27 protein-coding genes are annotated in these 22,230 nt (G+C 60.1%); 7 read left to right on the plus strand and 20 right to left on the minus strand.

What is annotated here, in order from left to right; all coding sequences use genetic code 11:
- Positions 1-10: 10 nt before the first annotated feature.
- From rplQ to rplO, 7 genes are all read right to left on the minus strand, one after another.
- Complete coding sequence (rplQ, locus tag QQJ98_RS17535; RefSeq protein ID WP_284326641.1) at positions 11-430, minus strand: 50S ribosomal protein L17; 420 nt, start codon at positions 428-430, stop codon at positions 11-13.
- 143 nt (positions 431-573) lie between these two features.
- The gene (locus tag QQJ98_RS17540; RefSeq protein ID WP_284326642.1) at positions 574-1,590 is read right to left on the minus strand and encodes a DNA-directed RNA polymerase subunit alpha; all 1,017 of its coding nucleotides are present in this window, start codon (positions 1,588-1,590) and stop codon (positions 574-576) included.
- A gap of 115 nt (positions 1,591-1,705) precedes the next feature.
- Positions 1,706-2,101 (minus strand): 30S ribosomal protein S11, encoded by a 396-nt coding sequence (gene rpsK, locus QQJ98_RS17545; RefSeq protein ID WP_284326643.1) that lies wholly within the window; start codon positions 2,099-2,101, stop codon positions 1,706-1,708.
- Positions 2,102-2,116: 15 nt separating this feature from the next.
- Positions 2,117-2,485, minus strand: coding sequence for a 30S ribosomal protein S13 (rpsM, locus tag QQJ98_RS17550; protein WP_284326644.1), 369 nt, complete (start codon positions 2,483-2,485; stop codon positions 2,117-2,119).
- Positions 2,486-2,671: 186 nt separating this feature from the next.
- On the minus strand, positions 2,672-3,256 hold the full coding sequence (locus QQJ98_RS17555; RefSeq protein WP_284326645.1) for an adenylate kinase: 585 nt from the start codon (positions 3,254-3,256) through the stop codon (positions 2,672-2,674).
- 64 nt (positions 3,257-3,320) lie between these two features.
- Entirely contained in the window at positions 3,321-4,682 is a 1,362-nt protein-coding gene (gene secY / locus QQJ98_RS17560; RefSeq protein ID WP_284326646.1) for a preprotein translocase subunit SecY, read from the minus strand.
- A gap of 216 nt (positions 4,683-4,898) precedes the next feature.
- Entirely contained in the window at positions 4,899-5,393 is a 495-nt protein-coding gene (gene rplO, locus QQJ98_RS17565) for a 50S ribosomal protein L15 (RefSeq protein ID WP_284326647.1), read from the minus strand.
- A gap of 426 nt (positions 5,394-5,819) precedes the next feature.
- Here rplO and QQJ98_RS17570 point away from each other — a divergent pair, with 426 nt between their 5' ends.
- Entirely contained in the window at positions 5,820-6,323 is a 504-nt protein-coding gene (locus tag QQJ98_RS17570; protein WP_284326648.1) for a hypothetical protein, read from the plus strand.
- A 336-nt stretch (positions 6,324-6,659) separates the two neighbouring features.
- Here QQJ98_RS17570 and rpmD read toward each other — a convergent pair whose 3' ends face one another.
- The 13 genes from rpmD to QQJ98_RS17635 form a co-directional block, all read right to left on the minus strand.
- Positions 6,660-6,857 (minus strand): 50S ribosomal protein L30, encoded by a 198-nt coding sequence (rpmD, locus tag QQJ98_RS17575; RefSeq protein WP_284326649.1) that lies wholly within the window; start codon positions 6,855-6,857, stop codon positions 6,660-6,662.
- Positions 6,858-6,859: 2 nt separating this feature from the next.
- Positions 6,860-7,438 carry a 30S ribosomal protein S5 gene (rpsE, locus tag QQJ98_RS17580; protein ID WP_284326650.1) on the minus strand — a complete coding sequence of 193 codons (579 nt, stop codon included), beginning with the start codon at positions 7,436-7,438 and terminating at the stop codon, positions 6,860-6,862.
- An 11-nt stretch (positions 7,439-7,449) separates the two neighbouring features.
- A complete protein-coding gene (rplR, locus tag QQJ98_RS17585) occupies positions 7,450-7,809 on the minus strand; it encodes a 50S ribosomal protein L18 (RefSeq protein ID WP_284326651.1) in 360 nt (119 codons plus the stop codon).
- A gap of 11 nt (positions 7,810-7,820) precedes the next feature.
- The gene (gene rplF, locus QQJ98_RS17590) at positions 7,821-8,354 is read right to left on the minus strand and encodes a 50S ribosomal protein L6 (protein WP_284326652.1); all 534 of its coding nucleotides are present in this window, start codon (positions 8,352-8,354) and stop codon (positions 7,821-7,823) included.
- A 10-nt stretch (positions 8,355-8,364) separates the two neighbouring features.
- On the minus strand, positions 8,365-8,763 hold the full coding sequence (rpsH, locus tag QQJ98_RS17595) for a 30S ribosomal protein S8 (protein ID WP_284326653.1): 399 nt from the start codon (positions 8,761-8,763) through the stop codon (positions 8,365-8,367).
- A 12-nt stretch (positions 8,764-8,775) separates the two neighbouring features.
- Positions 8,776-9,081 carry a 30S ribosomal protein S14 gene (gene rpsN / locus QQJ98_RS17600; protein WP_284326654.1) on the minus strand — a complete coding sequence of 102 codons (306 nt, stop codon included), beginning with the start codon at positions 9,079-9,081 and terminating at the stop codon, positions 8,776-8,778.
- A 19-nt stretch (positions 9,082-9,100) separates the two neighbouring features.
- Complete coding sequence (gene rplE, locus QQJ98_RS17605) at positions 9,101-9,661, minus strand: 50S ribosomal protein L5 (RefSeq protein WP_284326655.1); 561 nt, start codon at positions 9,659-9,661, stop codon at positions 9,101-9,103.
- Positions 9,661-9,966, minus strand: a complete 306-nt coding sequence (rplX, locus tag QQJ98_RS17610; RefSeq protein ID WP_284326656.1) for a 50S ribosomal protein L24 — start codon at positions 9,964-9,966, stop codon at positions 9,661-9,663. Before rplX ends, rplE begins: the two co-directional genes overlap by 1 nt.
- Entirely contained in the window at positions 9,966-10,334 is a 369-nt protein-coding gene (gene rplN, locus QQJ98_RS17615) for a 50S ribosomal protein L14 (protein ID WP_013066055.1), read from the minus strand. The genes rplX and rplN overlap by 1 nt, the downstream gene beginning before the upstream one ends.
- Positions 10,335-10,403: 69 nt before the next feature.
- The gene (rpsQ, locus tag QQJ98_RS17620) at positions 10,404-10,637 is read right to left on the minus strand and encodes a 30S ribosomal protein S17 (protein WP_284326657.1); all 234 of its coding nucleotides are present in this window, start codon (positions 10,635-10,637) and stop codon (positions 10,404-10,406) included.
- 10 nt (positions 10,638-10,647) lie between these two features.
- Positions 10,648-10,851 carry a 50S ribosomal protein L29 gene (rpmC, locus tag QQJ98_RS17625; RefSeq protein ID WP_284326658.1) on the minus strand — a complete coding sequence of 68 codons (204 nt, stop codon included), beginning with the start codon at positions 10,849-10,851 and terminating at the stop codon, positions 10,648-10,650.
- Positions 10,852-11,223: 372 nt separating this feature from the next.
- Positions 11,224-12,756, minus strand: a complete 1,533-nt coding sequence (locus tag QQJ98_RS17630; protein ID WP_284326659.1) for a trimethylamine methyltransferase family protein — start codon at positions 12,754-12,756, stop codon at positions 11,224-11,226.
- Positions 12,753-14,777, minus strand: a complete 2,025-nt coding sequence (locus QQJ98_RS17635; RefSeq protein ID WP_284326660.1) for an oxidoreductase — start codon at positions 14,775-14,777, stop codon at positions 12,753-12,755. The genes QQJ98_RS17630 and QQJ98_RS17635 overlap by 4 nt, the downstream gene beginning before the upstream one ends.
- A 120-nt stretch (positions 14,778-14,897) precedes the next feature.
- On the opposite strand from QQJ98_RS17635, the gene QQJ98_RS17640 reads away from it, so the two are divergent.
- The 6 genes from QQJ98_RS17640 to QQJ98_RS17665 are packed head-to-tail and all read left to right on the plus strand — an operon-like array spanning position 14,898 to position 22,209.
- A complete protein-coding gene (locus QQJ98_RS17640) occupies positions 14,898-16,922 on the plus strand; it encodes a CocE/NonD family hydrolase (protein WP_284326661.1) in 2,025 nt (674 codons plus the stop codon).
- A 3-nt stretch (positions 16,923-16,925) separates the two neighbouring features.
- Positions 16,926-17,876, plus strand: coding sequence for an ABC transporter permease (locus tag QQJ98_RS17645; protein ID WP_284326662.1), 951 nt, complete (start codon positions 16,926-16,928; stop codon positions 17,874-17,876).
- Positions 17,860-18,717 carry an ABC transporter permease gene (locus QQJ98_RS17650; RefSeq protein WP_284326663.1) on the plus strand — a complete coding sequence of 286 codons (858 nt, stop codon included), beginning with the start codon at positions 17,860-17,862 and terminating at the stop codon, positions 18,715-18,717. Before QQJ98_RS17645 ends, QQJ98_RS17650 begins: the two co-directional genes overlap by 17 nt.
- Complete coding sequence (locus QQJ98_RS17655) at positions 18,714-19,685, plus strand: ABC transporter ATP-binding protein (RefSeq protein WP_284326664.1); 972 nt, start codon at positions 18,714-18,716, stop codon at positions 19,683-19,685. Before QQJ98_RS17650 ends, QQJ98_RS17655 begins: the two co-directional genes overlap by 4 nt.
- The gene (locus tag QQJ98_RS17660; protein ID WP_284326665.1) at positions 19,682-20,659 is read left to right on the plus strand and encodes an ABC transporter ATP-binding protein; all 978 of its coding nucleotides are present in this window, start codon (positions 19,682-19,684) and stop codon (positions 20,657-20,659) included. The genes QQJ98_RS17655 and QQJ98_RS17660 overlap by 4 nt, the downstream gene beginning before the upstream one ends.
- On the plus strand, positions 20,656-22,209 hold the full coding sequence (locus QQJ98_RS17665) for an ABC transporter substrate-binding protein (protein ID WP_284326666.1): 1,554 nt from the start codon (positions 20,656-20,658) through the stop codon (positions 22,207-22,209). The genes QQJ98_RS17660 and QQJ98_RS17665 overlap by 4 nt, the downstream gene beginning before the upstream one ends.
- Positions 22,210-22,230 lie beyond the last annotated feature (21 nt).

Genomic DNA, 22,230 nt, shown 5'->3' on the forward strand with positions numbered 1-22,230 from the left:
CGCGGTGGGCTTACGCCTCGAACGCGTCTTCTGCGGCGGTGCGGGCGTGGTCTGCTGCACCTTTCGCGTTCGGGTCACGATCAACGAATTCGATGATCGCCATCGGAGCCATATCGCCATAGCGGAAGCCGGCTTTCAGCACGCGGACGTAACCGCCCTGACGATCCTGGTAACGCGGCCCGAGAATTTCAAACAGGCGCGCGGTGTGGATGTCTTGCTTCAGCTGCGAATGCGCTTGACGGCGGGCGTGCAGGTCGCCGCGCTTTGCCAGAGTGATCAGCTTTTCGATGATCGGGCGCAGTTCTTTGGCTTTCGGCAGGGTGGTTTTGATCTGCTCGTGCTCGATCAAGGAACCCGCCATGTTGGCGAACATCGCTTTGCGGTGTTCGTGGGTGCGGTTTAGCTTACGGTAACCAGAGGCGTGACGCATTGGAATCTCCTATTCGCGTGTTTTGCTTTGTCCGGCAGGGCCTACGATTGGTCCCGCTCACCTTGGGGCGTTGTTGCCCATATTTTCCCCGGCAGTCCGGGCATTTGGTTGAAGGTGCGTGCAAGCACGCACCCTACAATTTCTTAGAACTGGTCTTCGAAACGCTTGGCCAGATCTTCGATGTTTTCCGGCGGCCAATCTTCGACTTCCATGCCCAGATGCAGCCCCATGCCCGACAGCACTTCCTTGATTTCGTTCAAGGACTTGCGGCCGAAGTTCGGGGTGCGCAGCATTTCTGCTTCGGTTTTCTGGATCAGATCGCCGATATAGACGATGTTGTCGTTCTTCAGGCAGTTTGCCGAACGCACCGAAAGCTCCAACTCGTCTACTTTCTTCAGCAGCAGCGGGTTGAATTCGAGGCCAGCATCTTCGACGCCTTTGCCAGCTGCTTCCGGCTCGTCGAAGTTGACGAACACGGCCAGCTGGTCTTGCAGAATACGCGCGGCATAGGCCACCGCGTCTTCTGGCGTCAGCGAGCCGTCGGTTTCGATGCGCATGGTCAGTTTATCATAGTCCAGCACCTGACCTTCGCGGGTCGGGGTGACTTCGTAGGACACTTTCTTGACCGGCGAATAGATCGCGTCGATCGGAATCAGGCCAATCGGCGCATCTTCCGGGCGGTTTTTGTCAGCGGCAACATAGCCTTTGCCGGTGTTGACGGTCAGTTCCATGAACACATCTGCGCCATCGTCGAGGTGGCAGATGACATGTTCCTTGTTCAGGATTTCGATGCCGTTGGTTTCCGAGATGTCGCCAGCGGTGACAACGCCCGGACCTTTGGCCGAGATCGACAGGCGTTTCGGCCCATCAACGTCCATCTTGATCGACACACCCTTGAGGTTCAGGATGATGTCGGTGACATCTTCGCGCACGCCAGCCACGCTGGAAAACTCGTGCAGCACGTTGTCGATTTGCACCGAGGTGATAGCGCCACCCTGCAGCGACGACATCAGCACGCGGCGCAGCGCGTTGCCAAGGGTCAGACCGAAACCACGCTCCAGCGGTTCAGCGTAGACGGTGGCGGTGCGCTGTGCATCGGCCCCCGGCTTTACAACCAACTGCGTCGGTTTAATCAGTTCAAGCCAATTTTTGTGGATCATGTGACCGCCTCCATACTTGTCTTTTGCTCATGTCCGAAAGCAAAGGACGCCCGAGGTTCAGAAATGCAGAAATCGGGCCGTGCAGACATCGCACGACCCGACCTGTAGTGATGTCTTAGACGCGACGGCGCTTCGGCGGACGGCAGCCGTTGTGTGCCAGCGGCGTCACGTCACGGATCGAAGTGACGTTCAGGCCGACAGCAGCCAGTGCGCGCAGAGCAGACTCGCGGCCCGAACCCGGACCTTGCACTTCGACTTCAACAGTCTTCATGCCATGCTCTTGTGCTTTGCGGGCCGCATCTTCAGCAGCCATCTGAGCCGCGTAAGGCGTGGATTTCCGCGAGCCTTTGAAGCCCATGGTGCCCGAAGACGACCAGGAAATCGCGTTGCCCTGAACGTCGGAGATCAGGATTTTGGTGTTGTTGAACGAAGAGTTCACGTGAACCACGCCAGCGGCGATGTTCTTGCGTTCTTTTTTCTTCGTGCGGGTCGATTTGGTATCGCGTGCCATATCTAAACGCTCCCCTTATTTCTTCTTGCCAGCGATGGCTTTTGCGGGGCCCTTGCGGGTGCGAGCGTTCGTGTGGGTGCGCTGACCGCGGACCGGCAGGCCCTTACGATGACGCAGACCACGGTAGCAACCCAGATCCATCAAACGCTTGATGTTCATCGAGGTTTCGCGGCGCAGATCGCCTTCAACCGTGACGTTCGCGTCGATGTATTCGCGGATCTGCAGCACTTCGGCATCCGAAAGCTGGTTGACGCGACGGGCGCGGTCGATGCCAACGCTTTCGCAGATTTGCTCTGCGATATGCGGGCCAACGCCGGTGATATAGGTGAGCGCGATCGGAACCCGTTTCGCGGTCGGGATGTTAACGCCAGCAATACGTGCCAAACGTGTATTCCTTCATGGTTGCGGTTCCGTAACGCCAGAACCTTTTTTCACAACACCGCCCCAAAGCCAGAAGCCGGAGGGCGATTCGAATCCTTAACAAATAAGGAATCCCGCAAGCGATTCCGCTGCGGGACGCCGTGCTTTATGGGGTTTTTCCCAGAGCGTCAAGGCCAGCGGGTGCAGTAATCACGCTTTGTCAAGAACTTTGGCAATCTCGGCTGCAACCGTGTCCATTTCCGCCATACCATCGACTTGGCGCAGGTCTTTTTTCGCCCAGTAATAGCCGATCAGCGGCGCGGTGTTCTTGTAGAACTCGCGCAGGCGCAGCTCGAACACCTCGGGGGTGTCGTCGCGGCGCACTGGCTGGCCTTTGGCCTTGGTCTCTTCGGCGCGGCGGGTGATGCGGCCAACCAGCGCTGCATCGTCAACCACCAGCTCGATCACCGCATCAAGGGTTTGGCCGTGGCTGGCCAGCAGCTCTGCCAAGGCATCGGCCTGCGGCAAAGTGCGTGGAAACCCGTCAAAGATGAAGCCACCAGCGCTAGGTCCGGCCAGCTTTTCGGCAATCAGGCCAATGACGATATCATCGGTGACAAGCTGGCCCTTATCCATCACTTCGGCAACACGGCGGCCCATTTCGGTGCCCGAGGTCTTGGCCTCGCGCAGCATGTCGCCGGTCGAAAGCTGCACCATCTGGCGTTCATCCACCAAGCGCTTGGCTTGAGTGCCCTTACCTGCACCGGGCGGGCCGAGGAGGATGATATTTGCCATGTCGCACCTTTCTGTCAAAGAAAAGGCCCGGCGGAACACGCCGGGCCTGAAGTCATAGCCCCACTCAGCGCCGCGCAGGCGGACGGTTGGCGGTGCTGCGTTTTTTGCCGCGCAATTGCGACTTTTCAATCAGGCCTTCGTATTGATGCGCCAGCAGATGCGATTGAATCTGGTTGATCGTATCCATCGTCACCGAGACCACGATCAACACCGAGGTGCCGCCGAAATAGAACGGGATCGAAAACTGGCTGATCAGGATTTCAGGCAGCAAGCACACGGCGGTCAGATAGGCAGCCCCGAGCACAAGGATCCGGTTGACGACGTAATCCAGATATTCTTCGGTCTTTTTGCCCGGGCGGATGCCGGGGATAAAGCCGTTCTGGTTCTTCAGGTTTTCAGCGACTTCATCGGTCTTGAACGCCACGTTCGCGGTGTAGAAATACGCGAAGAACACGATCATAAAGACGAAGAACGCCAGATACAGCGGCTGACCATGGCCGAAATAGGCAAGGATCGTCGACATCACCGGGCCGGTATTGGCACCCGAGAATGTCGCAATCGTGGTCGGCAGCAGCAGCAAGGACGAGGCGAAGATCGCCGGAATCACGCCCGCTGGGTTGACCTTGATCGGCAAATGGCTGGAACCGCCATCATAGACCTTCATGCCAACCTGACGGCGGGGATATTGGATGTGGATTTTGCGCAAAGCGCGCTCCATGAACACCACAAAGGCGATCACGGCGACGACCATCACCAACACTCCAAGGATCACCGGGGTAGAGATCACCCCCGCCCGGCCCTGGCTGAAGAATTGCGCCAAAGCATGCGGAATTTCGGCGACGATGCCGGTGAAGATGATCAGCGAGGTGCCGTTGCCGATCCCGCGCGCGGTGATCTGTTCACCCAGCCACATCAGGAACATCGTGCCCGCGACCAGCGTGACGACGCAGGAAATCACGAAATACATGCCCGGGCTGTGCGCAAGGCCGCCCGCCTCAATGGATTTGGCAATGCCGAAGCCCTGCAGAACTGCCAGCGCGACGGTGCCGTAGCGCGTCCACTGGTTCATCTTCTTGCGGCCTTGGTCGCCCTCTTTCTTCATCTGCTCCAGCGCCGGAACCATAGAGGCCAACAGCTGAATGATGATCGAGGCCGAGATATACGGCATGATCCCCAGCGCAAAGATCCCCATGCGCTTGATCGCACCACCGGTGAACATCGACAGCATACCGCCGATGCCCTGCCCGGCTTCATCCATGAAGTTGCGCAGCTGGGTGCCATCAATGCCCGGAACCGGCACATAAGTGCCAAGGCGATAGACCATCAAGAGACCAATGGTGAAGAAAATCCGGCTACGGAGATCCGTCGCCTTGCCTAGCGTACCCCAGCTGAGGTTCGCGGCCATCTGTTCGGCAGCTGAAGCCATGCCCAGTTCTTTCTGCGTAAGCCCAATATGGGAAGCGCCGCCAAACCGTTTCCGGTCGGCGGCGCGGGAAACATAAGCCGATGTAAGCGGACTAGCAACCGCTCACAAGGCGTTAAAGCGTGTCTGGTTTGGATTGCATCGAAAATCGCTGCCTCTCGTATTCGCTCGAACGCGTTTTTCGATAAGGCAGTTTTTATCCGAACCAGACCCGCTGCTTTATGCTTTACGGACCGCTTTGGTGAAAGCTTCCAAGACAGGTGCCACGGTCAGGGTGCCGCCAGCGGCTGCCACAGCTTCAACAGCCGCAGCAGAAGCGCCGGTCACGTTCAGTTTGACCGCAGTGGTGATCGACCCTTTGTTCAGGATACGGATGCCGTCGCGCTTGTGGCCGGTCAGGCCTGCGTCAACTAGCATATCCTCGGTGATCTCAGCTTTCGCGTCGAGTTTGCCAAGGCCGATGAATTTCTCGATCAGGCCGAGGTTGATCACCGCAAAGCGATCCTGATTCGGCTTGTTGAAGCCGCGCTTCGGCAGACGGCGATACAGTGGCATCTGGCCGCCTTCGTAGCCGCCAATAGCGACGCCCGAACGCGATTTCTGACCCTTGATACCGCGGCCAGCGGTTTTACCCGAGCCCGAACCCGGACCACGTGCCACGCGCTTTTGCTTTTTGGTTGCACCGGGATTGTCGTGCAGTTCATTCAATTTCATGTCGCATACTCCTATGCCGGAAAGCTTCTCCCTGCGACGGGGAGGGCAACGCGGCTGTTTCATGATTCTTATGCCGATAGGTGGGGCATTGCGGGCGTATAGAGGGGATGGGGTTGGGGATCAAGGGGCTTACCAGAGAGCAATGCGCTGAGGGGTTTGCGCCGAACCGAAGGAAAACGCTCTGGGAGAGCGTTTTTCGGTTCGTTGCTCATAAGGCTGGAAGCCGTTGAGCAAGGAGGCTGATGCCGCAAGCTGTGGGGTATGAAATCGGGGCGCGGCTGCCTTGGCTGGCGCGGACTCGCGCCTGCCGGGGGCAGGCAGGCGCGCCCCGATTTGTTTGGGAACAGATCGGGCAAGGCGGCACTGTCTGGACAGAACGGCTTTATCCTGCGTATCTGCGGGCTGTTTTGCTCTGGGGGCTATCAGATGGCGGTGGATACCAATTATCGGGCGGGGATTAAGCTGCTGTTCAAGAATGAATGGGGCAGCTTGGTCGCGACCTTTGCGCGGTTTGAGTATGCGCTGAAGCTGGCGGGGTATCTGAAATATGAAAAGCCCGGCACCTCGGCCGAGGCGGGTTGGGCGGGGTTTGCCGCTGATCTGGGCGATGGGTTTCTGGCGCATTGCCGGGGGTTGCCAGAGGTTCAGGTGCTTTTCAACGCGCCACCTCGGCTGTTGAAGGTGGACCGGGACCGGGAAGTGTCGTGGAAGAAGGCGCGGGCGGTAAATTCGGTTTCAGATTTCTTTTTGGTCATTCAAGACGTGCGGGGCAGCCTATTCCACGGTGATGCAAAGGTGCATGGCGAGCGGGATGGCGAACGAATTGAAGCTGCGCAGGCGGTGCTGGATGAGGCTTGGGGTTGGGCTTTGCAGGACAAGGCCAACGCGCGGTTGGTGCGGTTTTGTGAAGCGTTTCGGTTTACGCAGTAGCGCGGAACCGCTGCCATTTGGCGCGAGCCGAAAGAAAATGCTGCGGGGCAGCGTTTTCCAGTCAGTTGCTCGTAAGGTCGAAGGCCGTCGAGCAAGCGGTGGTGGGCTGAGACCCACGTTTGGAAATCGGGGCGCGTCTGTCTGGGGTGGGCGCGGTAACGCGCCTGCCCATGGGCAGGCAGGCGAGGCCCGATTTGTCGCGGGACAAATCGGGCAAGAGCGGCTGGCGTCGTCCTAAATGGAAGCGGACATCAGAAAATGCAAAACGCCCCAACCTTGCGGCGGGGCGTTTTTAGTAGCGCAGGGTGCGTGATCTCACGCACCTTTGGCTTATGCTTAACCGCGCTCTTCGATGATCTGCACAAGATGCGAGATCTTGTTGACCATGCCGCGCACGGAAGGGGTATCTTCCAGTTCGCGGGTGCGGTTCATTTTGTTCAGGCCAAGACCTTTCAGGGTCGCGGTCTGGATCGCCGGGCGGCGGGCAGCCGAAGCCACCTGCTTAACCACGATGGTTTTCTTGGTATCGGTCATGATCAGGCCTCCACAACTTCAGCAGCAGGCTTGTTCAGGATCTCTGCCACTTTCTTGCCACGGCGTGCCGCGACTTGACGAGGAGAGGTTTCCGACTTCAGCCCGTCGATGGTGGCGCGGATCATGTTGTAGGGGTTCTGCGACCCGATGGACTTTGCCACCACGTCTTGCAGGCCCAACATCTCGAACACAGCGCGCATCGGACCACCGGCGATGATCCCGGTACCGGCAACAGCCGTCCGCATCACCACTTTACCGGCGCCATGACGGCCTTCCATGTCGTGGTGCAAAGTGCGGGCGTCTTTCAGCGGCACGCGGATAAGCTGGCGCTTGGCCTGCTCGGTCGCCTTGCGGATCGCTTCCGGAACTTCCTTTGCCTTGCCCTTGCCGAAGCCGACACGGCCTTTCTGATCGCCAACTACGACGAGTGCAGCAAAGCCAAAGCGTTTGCCGCCCTTGACGGTTTTCGACACCCGGTTGATCGCGACCAGACGGTCAGCGAATTCCGGGGTTTCTTCCGGCCGGTTATCGCGGCGATCATTGCCACCACGATTGTCCCGACGGTTTTCACGTTCTGCCATTTTTCAACTCCTCAGAACTGCAATCCACCTTCACGGGCAGCGTCGGCCAAAGCCTTGATCTTACCGTGAAAGAGGAAACCGCCGCGGTCGAAGTAGCACACTTCAACACCGGCCTTTTTGGCCCGCTCGGCGATTGCCGAACCGATTTTCGTCGCTGCTTCGACGTTGTTCTGGCCGACCACACCGAATTCCTTCTCCAGCGTGGAGGCGGAGGCGATGGTGACGCCCTTCACATCGTCGATCAGCTGCACGCTGATGTTTTTGTTCGAGCGGTGAACGGACAGGCGCAGGCGCCCATGCGAAGTCGCTTTGATTTTGTTCCGAACGCGCTGACGGCGCTTCAGGAACAGGTCTCTCTTGGTGTTTGCCATGATTGTGTCCCTTACTTCTTCTTGCCTTCTTTGCGGAACACGAACTCGCCCTTATAGCGGATGCCTTTGCCCTTATAGGGCTCGGGCTTGCGCCATTCGCGGATGTTCGCAGCGACTTGACCAACGAGCTGTTGATCAATGCCTTCCACAACGATTTCAGTGTTCTTCGGCGATGTGACGGTCACACCAGCGGGAACAGCGAAGTTGACTTCATGGCTATAGCCGAGCGACAGCTTCAAAACATTGCCAGCCATCGCGGCGCGGTAACCCACACCTTGAATCTCAAGCTCTTTTTTGAAACCGGTCGTGACGCCAGTGATCAGGTTTTCAACCATCGACCGCGCCATGCCCCACTGCTGACGTGCACGCTTGGAAGTGCCACGCGGTGTCACTTTCACGCTGCCTTCGTCGATCGTGAGCGTCACGTCGTCGGTTGCGGTGAAGCTGCGGGTGCCTTTCGGACCTTTCACTTCGATGGTTTGACCGGACAGAGTCGCCGAAACGCCTTTGACCAAGTCTACGGGTTTTTTGCCGATACGAGACATGCCACCCTCCTCAGAACACTGTGCAAAGCACTTCGCCGCCAACATTGGCTGCGCGCGCATTTGCATCTGACATCACGCCTTTCGGCGTGGACACGATGGAGATACCGAGGCCGTTACGGACCGACGGAATTTCCTTGACCGACATGTACACACGACGGCCGGGCTTGGATACGCGCTTCACTTCGCGGATCACAGGCACACCTTCGAAGTACTTCAGGCTGATCACCAGCTCGCCCTGACCGTTATCGGTCGTGGCGCGCTCGAAACCGCGGATGTAGCCTTCGCTTACGAGCACGTCCAGAACCCAAGCGCGCAGTTTCGAGGCAGGGGTCGACACGGTCGATTTGCCACGCATTTGCGCGTTACGGATACGGGTAAGCATGTCGCCGATAGGATCGTTCATCATCATTTGGCGACCTCCTTACCAGCTCGACTTGACCATGCCGGGGATCTGGCCGAACGAGGCGAGATCACGCAGCATGATGCGCGAGAGTTTGAGCTTGCGATAATACGCATGCGGACGGCCGGTCAGTTGGCAACGATTGTGCAAACGGACAGCCGACGAGTTACGGGGCAGCTCTGCCAGTTTGATGGTCGCTTTGAAGCGCTCATCCACCGGTTTCGCTTGGTCGTTGATCACCGCTTTCAGTGCTGCGCGCTTGGAAGCATGTTGCTTCACCAGCTTTTCGCGCTTCACTTCGCGGTTCACCATGGATTTTTTTGCCATTGTCAGGTTCCTCGCGCGATCAGGACGTGAAGGGCATGTTGAATTGCTTCAACAGTGCCTTCGCTTCCGCATCGGTCTTAGCGGTGGTGCAGATGATGATGTCCATGCCGAGCACTTCATCGACTTTGTCGAATTCGATTTCCGGGAACACCAGTTGCTCTTTCAGGCCCATGGCATAGTTGCCACGGCCGTCAAACGACGTCGGCTTCACGCCGCGGAAGTCGCGGACGCGCGGCAGTGCGATGGTGATCAGACGGTCGAGGAATTCGTACATCCGGTCGCCGCGCAGGGTCACTTTGCAGCCAAGCGGCATTTCTTCACGGACGCGGAAGCCAGCGATGCTGTTCTTTGCGTGGGTGATAACAGCCTTTTGACCAGCGATGAGAGTCATCTCTTCGGCGGCTTTCTTGACCTTCTTGGTGTCCTTGACGGCTTCACCAACGCCCATGTTCAGCACGATTTTGTCGAGCTTGGGCAGTTGCATCGCGTTCTTGTAGCCGAATTCTTCCATCAGCGCCGCACGGATGCGGGTTTGGTATTCAGCCTTCAGACGCGGCTTGTAGGTGGCTTGGTCGAGCATCAGATCGCCTCCCCAGTGGTTTTGGCGAAGCGCACTTTCTTGTCGCCTTCCATACGGAAGCCCACGCGGGTTGCTTTGCCTTTGGAGTCGAGCAATGCGAGGTTCGACAAGTCGATCGGCATAGCTTTCGCCAGACGGCCACCCTGCGAGGTTTGCGATTGCTTGGTGTGACGGATCGCCATGTTGGCGCCCTCAACCACGGCTTTGTTGGCGGTCGGGTTCACGGACGAAATCTCGCCCTTTGCGCCCTTGTCCTTGCCGGTCAGGATGACGACGGTGTCGCCCTTTTTAAGCTTAGCAGCCATCAGAGCACCTCCGGAGCCAGCGAGATGATTTTCATGAAGTTCTTCGCGCGGAGCTCACGCACCACTGGCCCGAAGATACGCGTGCCGACGGGTTCACCCTGATTGTTCAGGATGACAGCGGCGTTGCGGTCAAAACGGATTGCGGTGCCGTCTTCACGGCGAACTTCTTTGGCAGTGCGAACAACAACGGCTTTACGCACGTCGCCCTTTTTCACACGGCCTTTCGGAATTGCTTCCTTGACCGACACCACGATGATGTCGCCCACGGATGCATAGCGGCGATGCGAGCCGCCCAGAACCTTGATGCACTGAACCCGGCGAGCGCCGGAGTTATCAGCAACATCCAGATTGGTCTGCATCTGGATCATTTGGTTTCTCCCGACCTTTGGGCATCATTGCCCAGGGTTTCGTATTCAGAAAAAGACGAAAATCGTGGCTTACGCAGCCACGACCACCGTCCAGCGTTTGGTCTTCGAGATCGGAGCACATTCTTCAATGCGAACCGAGTCGCCGGTCTTGTAGGTGTTGTTCTCATCATGCGCGCGGTATTTCTTCGACTTACGCACGGTCTTGTGAAACAGCGGGTGCTTGAAGCGGCGTTCCACCAGAACGGTGATGGTCTGCTCGTTCTTGTCAGAAGTCACGACGCCTTGCAGGATACGTTTAGGCATAGTGCGCTCCTTAGTTCGCAGCCGCGGTTGCGGCTTTCTGGTTCAACACGGTCATGATACGCGCCACTTCCCGACGGACGGCACGCATACGCGAGGTGTTTTCAAGCTGGTTGGTCGCGGCCTGGAAGCGCAGGTTAAACGCTTCTTTCTTAAGAGCGATCAGGCTCTCACGCAGCTGCTCGGGCGATTTGCCCAGAAGTTCCTTGGCGGTCATGCGCCTGTTCCTTTTTCAATCACCAGAGCGCCCATGCCTTGCGGCAAGGTCACGCTGAACCCGGTGGATCAATGTAATACCACCGATTCCGAGTCGCCTCGGAGCCGTGGATGGGGTCGTATAGGTTAGGGGGAAGGGGTTGGCAAGGGGAGAGATCACCGCTTGTGTGGTAGTTTTAGACTGATCATGCGTCGAACGGATGAGGTCGCCATTGCCTGCGGTGATCTTGCGTCACGCAGCCGCAAGCCGTCCCGCGCACGGCGTATCATCGGAAATGATATGCACAAAATGGCCGAATTGGAATGGGGTCGTCACCGACCTCAAGATTCTACACCATCTTCATTGGCGCAAAAGACGTGCCGCGTTGCGGCTTCAATTCATCGGAGCGCCGCCTTCTTGTTTGCGCCGCGCCACAAAATCCGCCAGTGCGTCGTCGATGGCGGCATCAAGCGGTGGCTGTTCATACTCTGCAAGCATTTGTTTCCAGATGACATTTGCGCGTTCCCGCGTCTGCACTCCGCCTTTGCCCAGCCATGTCGTATGATTATCCCAATTTGACACCAGCGGCGTGTAGAACGCCTGCTCGTAGCGGCGCATGGTGTGATCCGCGCCGAAGAAATGCCCGCCAGAGCCAACTTCGCGGATAGCGTCAAAGGCCAAGGTCGCCTCATCCACCACCAGCGGTTTGAAATACTCTTGCATCATCTGCAGCATCTCGGCATCGACGATCAGCTTCTCAAAACTCGCGGTCAAACCGCCATGCAGCCAGCCTGCCGCGTGTTCGATCAGATGCGCACCGCCCATCATCGCGCCCCAGAGCGACATCTGCGCCTCGTAAGCCGCCTGTGCATCGACCTCATTGGCCGCATTGACGTTGGAAGAGCGGAACGGCACCCCGATCAGCCGCGCCAACTGGCCCGAGGCTTGCGCCGCCTTGGTATATTCCGGCGTGCCGAACGCAGGCGCACCCGACCGCATATCGACGTTCGACGTAAATCCGCCATACATCACCGCCACGCCGGGCCGCACGATTTGCGTTAAAGCGATGCCCACCATTGCCTCGGCGTGCTGCATCACCAAAGCGCCCGCGAGCGTCACCGGGCTCATCGCGCCTGCCAACGTGAACGGCGTGATCACCACAACCTGACCATATTCGGCCATGGTGATCAGGCCCTCGGCCATCGGAATATCCAATTGCAACGGCGAGTTGGTGTTGATGATCCCCAGCAGGCAGGGGCGATCCCGCAGGCCTTCTGGCGTGGTGCCCAAAGAGATCGCCGCCATCTCGATGCCATCCAACGTGCGTTGCCGCCCCAAAGTTTCGGTCTGCCAATTCTTGTCGAGCAACCGGATCTGCGCGTGAAAGCAATCGAGGTATCGGGTGTGGGCGGGCAGATCCATCGGCTCGAACGGATTGCCGCCGCTTTGCTGGATCACGTTCAGGCTTTGCACCAGCTTGAGATAATCCTGCATCTCGGAAAAGCTGCCGTTCCTTCGCCCGCCGTCATTGTCCATCACATAGGCCGGGCCGCCAACCGAGGCGAACACGCAATCCGCACCGCCAAAGCGTAAGGTTCGCGCCGGATTGCGAGCCTCTAGTGTAAAGCTGCGCGGCACTGTGGCAAGCAGGCTTGCGACCAGATCGGCATCCAGCCGCACTGTTTCGCCCGAAACCTCAGCCCCCGCCCGCGCGAACAAGTCCCGCGCGCGGGGTTCGAGCACCGCCATGCCAATCTCGGCCAGCACCCGCAACGCTGAGTTATGGATTGCCATGACATGATCCGCCGACAAAACTTCGGTCGGGGGATAGGGGCGCGGGATTTGCCCGAACGGTGCTTGATGCAAGGCGCCCATTGTGCGCGGGCCACGGGTTGCGCTGCGTTTGCGTGGGGTGGGATCGCTCATATCATGCCTTTCAAGGGTGGCTTTTCGCGCCGCAACACGGCATCCGTCGCCGCCCCGAATCCGCGGGCAAAGCGGTGCGCCGCGTAGATCGCATCGGCGATGGACGAGGGTTGCAGGCAATCTCCGACCCGGGAAACCGCCACCCCAGCCGCAAGCAATGGTGCGAAAAGATCATCCACCGGTATGCGCCCCGTCGCCACGATCAGCGTGCCGCAGGGCCTTTCCTCCTCGCGCCCGGTATAGGCGCAGGCCAGCCGCACCGCGCCAGCGTCTTGTCCAAGCAGCAGGTGCGACACGACGATTTTAACGCCCGCCTGCAGCAGTTTTGCCTGCACAAATCCCTGCTCATCGGTCATCGCCGTCCAACTGGACGCTGTGGCGTGGGGCGTCACATAGGTCACGTCATGGCCCTGCGCGCGCAGCCGATCGGCCAAAGCGCCACCCATGAAATAATGATCATCGTCATAGATCACCACCGGGCCAGACACTGCCGCGCCCGCGAAAATATCATCGGGAGTCAGCGCCTTGGGCAAATCCAGCGCCTGCATCCCCGCCACCCCAATGCCATCCCGCCGCCAGCGCGAGCCTGTGGCCAGCACCACATGATCCGCACCGAAATCGGCAATATCGTCCGCCGTCATCTCGCTGGCGGGATAAACCTGAACATTCGGAAGCTTGCCGATCATATGCGCCCGCCAGTCGCGCACGCGCACCCAAGTGCCAAGCCCCGGCAGCGTCGATTCGCGCAAAATCCGCCCGCCCAAAGTATTGCCAGCTTCGGCCAAACTCACCTCGGCCCCGCGCCGCCCCAAACTCAGCGCCGCCTCCAGCCCCGCGGGCCCTGCGCCCACCACCAGCACTTTCTGTCGCTGCGCAAGCACTGCAATCCGTTCAGGGTGCCAGCCTTGCCGCCATTCCTCGGCCATCGTCGGGTTCTGCGTGCAACGCAGATGCACGGCCTCATTATTCGCAGCGCGGCACATGTTGCAGCCGATACATTCGCGGATTTCATCGGCCCGGCCTTCGCGGATTTTCAGCGGCAGGAACGGATCGGCAATCGAGGGCCGCGCCGCGCCGATGAAATCCTGCACGCCGCGTTTGATCTGCGCCACCATGGTTTCGGGCGACGTAAACCGCCCCACCGAAACCACCGGCTTTGTCGTCAGGCTTTTGACAAAAGCCACATAAGGTTCCTGAAACCCCTCGGCACTAAAGCGCGCCGATTTGCTGTCATTGCCCAGCGCCCCCGCGATATTCACATCCCACAGGTCGGGCAATTCGGCGAGCATCTCGATCACCTCGCGCCCCTCGCCCGCACTGGTGATGCCGCGCGGGCCGTGCAATTCATCGACCGCCAGCCGCACCGCAACGGCGCAAGTGTCGCCGACGGCTTCCTTGGTATCCTCGATCATCTCGCGCAGCAGCCGCGCGCGGTTTTCCAGTGATCCGCCATAAGCATCGCCACGGGTATTGCTGCGGCCTGACAGGAACTGAAACGGCAGATAATCGTGGCCCGCATAGACATAGATAATGTCAAAACCCGCCTGCTTGGCGCGCAAAGCTGCGTCCCGCTGCCATCCGCGAAACGCCTTGATGTCGCTGGAATCCATCGCCCGCGCCGTGGTCGGCAGATGAAACATCGCAGGCTGCACATCCGGCGCAATCCCCGGCACTCGCGTCATCCGATTTGAGGAATGCGCGCCGCCGTGCCACAGCTCAATCCCCGCCAGTGACCCATGCGCATGGATCGCATCGGCGGTCAGCGCCAACGCCGGAATGTCGCTGTCATCCCACAGCGTCAAAAATCCGTGCGGGCTGTCGTCCGAGGTCGGATGGATCGAGCAATACTCGGTGCAGACCACGCCCCAGCCGCCTTCAGCCTTCATGCCACGCAAAGCCGCCCCGGCTTGTGGGCGCTGCCACCCTAGGCCGGTGGCATGCGGAGTCTGGTAGAATCGGTTCGGTGCCGTCACTGGCCCGATCTTCACAGGCTCGAACAAGATCGCATGGGTGGGGTCCATCATCGCCTCAGTGTTGAATGATCGTATAGTATGTGCGGGTTTCGTCCTGCGTCAATGCCCTTAAATTTATGTTGCCAAATGGGCTAAGCTTGTTACATGATCGTTCAACAAGAGGAAAACATGCCACAGATCCAGACCGAATTTCCGCATCCCGTTCAGATCATCGAAACCCTCTGGGTGCCGATGCCAGATGGCACGCGGTTGGCGGCAAAGCTGTGGCTGCCTGAAACCGCGCTGACTGGCGCAACTCCGGTTCCGGTCTTGCTGGAATACCTGCCGTATCGCTTGCGCGACGGCACCCGCACCCGTGATCAGGGCCTGCATATGTATGTGGCAGGGCATGGCTACGCCTGTATGCGGCTGGACATTCGCGGCACGGGCGAGTCGGAAGGCGTGATCACCGGCGAATATACCGAGCAGGAACAGCTTGACGGCGTCGCTGCGATTGAATGGCTGGCAGCGCAGCCGTGGTGTGATGGCCAGGTGTCGATGATCGGCATTTCATGGGGCGGCTTCAACGGCCTGCAAATCGCCGCGCGCCAGCCTGCGGCGTTGAAATCGGTGATCACGGTGGGATCAACTGATGATCGCTATGCGACCGATATTCATTGGGTCGGTGGTTGTCTGTCCAAGGATAATTTCGACTGGTCCGCCACGATGTTCTCGGGAAACGACCTGCCGCCCGACAGCCAAGTGGTGGGGGACGCATGGCGCGAGATGTGGATGGATCGCATCCACGCCAACCAACCGTGGATCATCGAATGGCTGCACCACCAGCGCCGCGATGATTACTGGAAGCAGGGCTCGGTTTGCGAAGACTTCTCGGCCATTACCATCCCGGTCTATGCGATCAGCGGCTGGGCCGACAATTACTCCGAAGCCGTGCCGCGCTTGCTGGCCAACCTCAAAGGCCCGCGTCTGGGTCTGATCGGCCCTTGGGCGCACAGCTATCCCCACGAAGTCACCGTCGAACCCGCCATCGGGTGGCTGCAAGAGCTGGTGCGCTGGCTGGATCATTGGACCAAAGGCATCGACACCGGCATGATGGATCAGCCGATGTATCGCGTCTGGATGCAAGACTATGTGCCGCCGCAAACCTGCTATCTTGAGCGCCCCGGTCGATGGGTGGCAGAGGATAGTTGGCCGTCCTCCCGCATCCAGCCGCAGCATCTGGCCCTTGGCCTTCACGGCATCCTCGGCGGTTCGGGCAACGGCACCGCCCAAATCTGCTCCCCCCTCTGGATCGGTCTGAGCGCTGGCGAGGTGGGCCGTTACGGCAATGACGCCGACTGGGCGACAGATCAGCGAGAGGACGACGGCGGCTCGCTGGTGTTCCTCAGCGCCCCCCTGACGGAACAGAAAGAAATCCTCGGCGCCCCGCAACTGCACCTGACCTTTTCCAGCGACAAACCCCAAGCCCTTGTCGCCGTCCGTGTCAACGATGTCGCCCCGGATGGCCGATCCACCCGCGTCACCGTTGGCCTGCTGAACCTGACCCACCGCGACAGCCATGAACACGCCACCGACCTGATCCCGGGCCAGACCTACACCGCGACGGTCGACCTAGACGACATCGCCCACGCCTTCCCCGCTGGCCATCGCATCGCGGTGTCAATCTCAACCACCTATTACCCTATCGCTTGGCCCTCGCCCGAACTGGCCACACTGACCGTTCATCTGGGCGCAAGCCACCTAGAGCTGCCCGTCCGCCCAACGCGCCCCGAGGATGCCAGCCTGCCCGCCTTCGCCCCTCCCATCCGCGCCCCGCAAACCCCGCACACCTACCACCCCGTGGAAAATCCACCGCTGCGCCGCGTTACCCGAGACCTTCTCTCCGGCAAAATGACCGTCGATTTCCCGCGCTGGACCTATAGCAAAACCATGCCTGACATTGGCCAGACCCAAACCGCCACCGGCATTATCAGCCACGAAATCATCGACGGCGACCCGCTCTCTGCCGTCACCGTGACCGATTACAAAGTGACGATGCAATTTCCCGGCCACACCATCCATCACCACTCCACCGGGCGGATGTCCTGCACCGCCACCCACTTCCGCGTCGAGCAAAGCCTGAAAATCCACGAGGCCGATACCCTGATCTTTGAACGCCATTGGGATGAGGAGATCCCCCGTGACATGGTCTGACCGATGCTGACCTATGCGATCAAACGCGTGGCGCTCGCGGCGCTGATCCTGTTTGTGGTCATGCTGGCGATGTATGGCATGGTGTTTCTCGTCCCCGGCGACCCCGCCAGCGTCGCCCTCGGCCCCCGCGCCACCCCGGCGCTAAAGGCCATGCTGACCGAACGTATGGGCCTAGACCAGCCTGTTGCCGTGCAAATCTGGCGCTTCTTCGCCAACGCGGCCCAAGGCGATCTTGGCATTGATGTGTGGTCCAAACGCCCCGTCCTCGACCAAATTCTAGAGGCCTTCCCGCAAACCCTGCTGCTCGGCCTCGTCGCCCTGAGCTGGGCGTTGACCCTTGGCATCACGCTGGGAGTCCTCGCCGTCGTCTATCGCGGCACCTTCATCGACCGCGCCCTTGGTCTTGTCTCAGTCAGCTTCATCTCGGTGCCGTCCTTTGTCATCGCGATCTACCTGCTGCTGATCTTCGCCGTCTGGCTGCAATGGCTGCCTGCCATCGGCGCGGGCAAGGCGGGCGATATACCCTCACAAATCAAAGCCTTGATCCTGCCCTCTATCGCCGTGGGCATCGGCTGGGTCGGCTACCTCGCCCGCATGGTGCGCGCCTCGATGCTAGAGATCATGGCCGCCAACCACATCCGCACCGCCCGCGCTTTTGGGTTGCCCGAACGCAAAGTCGTCACCCGCTATGCCCTCCGCCTTGCCATTGTGCCGACGATTTCGGTGATCGCCGTCGGCCTTGGCAGCATCCTGTCCAGCGCGGTGTTCGTCGAAACCGTGTTCTCGCGCCCCGGCATTGGCACCCTGATCACCGGGGCGGTGTTCAAACGCAATTACCCCGTGGTGATGGGGACGGTTCTGGTCACAACTGCCTTCTACCTGCTGGTGATCACCGCCGCCGACTTGCTGATCGCCAAGCTAGACCCGAGGGTGCGCGATGCGCTGGCCCGCTGACACCCGCGCGCTGCGCGCCCTGATCCGCGATCCCATGGGGTTGATGGGCCTGATCTTGGTCGCGCTGTTCATCCTGATGGCCGTCGCCGCCCCGCTACTTGCCCCCTATGATCCGCTCGCGCTGGATGTCCGCGCCAAACTGCAATCCCCCAGCCTCGCGCATTGGCTGGGCACCGATCAGTTGGGCCGCGATACTCTATCCCGCATCATCTACGGCGCGCGCACTGCCCTGACGATTGCGCTGACCGCCATCGCTCTGGCCGGAAGTATCGGCATCCTGCTGGGTCTGATCGCTGGCTACGGCCCGCGCTGGCTGGACGCCGCCTTGGTGCTGATCTTCGACGCCCTCAACTCCCTGCCAATGATGATGTTCGCCCTTGCCATCATCACCGTGCTTGGCCCCGGCACGGGCACGCTGATCCTCGTCGTCGTCCTTGTGTCGATCCCCGGCTATGCCCGCCTGATCCGCGCCCAAACCCTAAGCCTGCGCAGCGCCGATTTCATCGTGGCCGAGCAAGCCATCGGCGCCAGCACCCCCCGCATCTTGATGCACCATCTGTTGCCCAACGTCATTGGCCCTTTGTGCATCGTGTTGTCGATGGATATTCCGGTGGTGATCATGCTGGAGGCTGGCCTTAGCTACCTGAACCTCGGCGTCAAACCCCCGACGCCGTCTTGGGGTAACATCCTATACGACGGTTACACCGCCATCCGCACCTCCAGCACTTTGGTGATCGCCGCAGGCGCACCGCTGGTCCTTGCCACCCTCGGATTCACCTTTCTGGGCGAAGGACTGCGCGATGCCCTCGACCCCCGCTTTGCCACTGCGAGGCCGCGATGACCGAGCCCCTTTTGGAAATCGACGCCCTCAACATCACCTATCACACTGACCACGGCAAACTTTCCGCCCTGCGCGGAGCCAGCCTGATCGCGCGCACAGGTGAAGTCATCGGCATCGTCGGTGAAAGCGGCTGCGGAAAATCCACTCTGGCAGCGAGTGTGATCAACCTGCTGCCCCAAGCCGCCGAAGTCACCAGCGGGGCTGTGCGCTACAAGGGCACCGACATCCTGCGCCTGCCGCCAGAGGCCCAGCGTGCCTTGCGCGGTCAAGACATCGCGATGATCTTCCAAGACCCGATGACCGCCTTCAATCCCGTGCTTACGATGGGCGCGCAACTGGTCGATTTCCAGCACGCCGCCCAAATCCCCCGCGCCGAGAAACTAACCCGCGCTCGCGCTTTACTGGCCCGCGTTGGCATGCCCGACCCCGACCTCACCCTGCGCCGCTACCCGCATCAGTTGTCGGGCGGCATGCGCCAACGCGTCGCCATCGCCGCCGCTTTGCTGATGAACCCCACCGTTCTGGTCGCCGATGAACCAACCACCGCCCTTGATGTGACGATGGAGGCGCAAATCATCCACCTGCTGCGCGACCTGCGCCGCGATTACCAAGGCGCAATCCTTGTGATCACCCACCATCTCGGAGTTGTCGCCGAACTTTGTGACCGCGTCTATGTGATGTATGCGGGCGAAGTGGTGGAAGAGGCTGTGGTGGATGACCTGTTCCACGCCCCCCGCCACCCCTATACCCGCGCCCTGATCGCATGCGATCCGGGGCATTTCGAGCAACCCACCCCAATCTTGCCTACAATCCAAGGCCGCCTGCCCGACCTGCGCACCCCGCCTACCGGATGCAGCTTTGCCGCCCGCTGCCCCTTGGCCGAGGCGATCTGCGCCACCCCACCGCCCCGCATCCAAATCTCACCTACCCAGTCCGCGCTGTGCCACAAGGCCGGGGGGCAGCCATGACCCTGCTCTCCGTGCAAGACCTAGCCCTAGACCTCCCCCTACGCGGCGGCCTGCTTTCCGCCCTGAACCCCAAATCCAGACGCACATTACAAATCTTCGCCGATGTCTCCTTCACCCTGAACCCCGGCGAAACCCTTGGCCTTGTCGGGGAATCCGGTTCCGGCAAAACCACCCTCGCCCGCGCCCTGTTGGGTTTGACCGCCACCACAAACGGCAGCATCCATTTTGAAGGCCACCCACGCCGCACAACCGGCGACTTCGCCGCCATGCGCCGCGATACCGCGATGATGTTCCAAGACGCCATCGCCTCGCTCTCTCCCCGCATGACCATCGGCGCACTGCTGGCCGAGCCGCTGATCATCCACGGCCAACCCGCCCCCAAAATAAAAATCGCCGAAATGCTGGCCCTTGTCGGCCTGCCCCCCGATTTCGCCACCCGCTATCCGCACGAACTTTCCGGTGGCCAAGCCCGCCGCGTCGGCGTCGCCCGTGCATTGGTGCTGAACCCGAAACTGGTGATTGCCGACGAGCCCACCGCAGGCCTTGATGTGTCTGTGCAGGGTGAGATCCTGAACCTGATGACCGATCTGAAAACGCGGTTGAACCTCAGCTACCTGATCATCAGCCACAACCTCGCGATGGTCCGCCACGTCTCGGATCGCATCGCCGTGATGTATCTGGGCCGCCTCGTCGAAATCGGCCCGACGCGCGAAACCTTCGCCCGCCCCCTGCACCCCTATTCCCAAAGCCTGATCGCCTCTGAACCCCTACCAGACCCGAGAAAGCGCCGCCAAGATCTTGCGATCAAAGGCGAAATCCCCAGCCTTCTCAACCGCCCCAAGGCCTGCGTGTTCCAAGGCCGCTGCCCCCACGTCCAACCCATCTGCCGCACCGATCCCCCCAACTTGCGCGAAATCAGCCCACAAAGGTTCGTGCGCTGCCACCTCGCCACACCTATAGGAGCCCTAGCATGACCCAATGGCGCACCGACCGTCGCGGTTTCCTGCAAACCGCAGGCGCTGCCCTCGCCGCCCTGACCCTGCCCGCAAAATTCGCTTGGGCCGCCGAAGGCGACATCCTGCGCATCCGTGCAGGCGCCGATTTCCAATGCCTCGACCCCAAAGGCATTATCGGCGAGTTGGATGAAATCATCCCCCGCTGCACCCAAGTCGCCCTTGTCCGCCTCGGCGACATGCGTGATGGCAACAAATGGCAACCTTGGGGTGCCGAGAAAATCGACTGGATCGACCCCACCAAGATCGGCTTCACCCTGCGCGAAGGCCTGCAATGGTCGAACGGCTTCGGCCCCGTCACCCCCGAGGATGTCAAATTCTCGTTCGAACGCATCGCGGGCAGCGACTCCGCTTGGGCCTACCAGTTCGAAAAGCTGGATCATGTCGAGGTGATCGACGCCCGTTCCGGCATCATCCATCTGAAAGAGGCCTTCGCCCCCTTCATGGTGATCGCGCTGCCCTATTACGGCGGCAATATCATCTGCAAAGCCGCGACTGAAAAGGTCGGCGGCAGCTATACCACCGAGGCCCCAGCCGAATGTGGCCCCTACCGCTTTGCCGCGTGGGAGCAGAACCAGAAAATCACCCTTGCCGCCAACCCCGATTGGACAGGCCCGAAACCCGCCTTCGCCACCGTCGAAATCTACATCGTCAGCGACGATCAGGCCGCCCAACTCGCCTATGAGGCCGACGCCTTCGATTTCACCAAACTTGCCGTCAGCGCCACCGCGCAGATCAAAACCGCGATGCCCGCGAACTCTACCTTGATCCAAGCCCAATCGGCGCGTTACGCGTGGCTGACCATCAATATGAACGCGGAACCGCTGAAAGACGTCCGCGTGCGCCAAGCCATCCAATACGCTTATGACGGTGAGGCAGTTCTGCTGGGTGCCTATGACGGCCTTGCCACCCGCTCAACCGGAGTCGTGCCGCCCACCAGCCCCTTCGCCCGTGCGTCCAACCTGATCCCGACCCGCGATGTGGAAAAGGCCAAGGCGCTCTTGGCAGAGGCGGGCGTTTCCGATCTGACCCTCAAACTGGTGGCACTCACCGACAGCACCACCCAAGCCATCGCACAGATTTTCCAAGCCAATATGGCAGAGGCCGGCATCACCATCGAAATCCAGCCCACCGAAGATGCCGCCTACTGGGCCGAAGGCGACAAGACCGCAGGCGATGGCTATAAATCCTTGGAACTGGCGCTGATGAACTTTGCGGGCGGCATCGATCCCACCGAAAACCTCGTCTGGTTCCGCCCCGATCAGATCGGTATCTACAACTGGTCGTTCTTCGACAGCCCCGAGTTTGAGGCCCTGTATCAACAAGGTCTGACAGAGATTGATGAGGCCAAACGCAAGGCAATCTTCAACAAGATGGAAGATCTGATGGAAGCCTCGGGTTGCTTCATCTTCATCTGTTTCGAGCCCTATATCGCCATCCACCACAGCGACATCACTCCGGTGATCATGGCAGATGGCCACCCCGATCCGGTTATGTTTACAAAAGCTTGATCGCAGTCAACAGATCGCCGA

The organism is Cypionkella aquatica (assembly GCF_030161095.1).
Lineage (GTDB): Bacteria > Pseudomonadota > Alphaproteobacteria > Rhodobacterales > Rhodobacteraceae > Cypionkella > Cypionkella aquatica.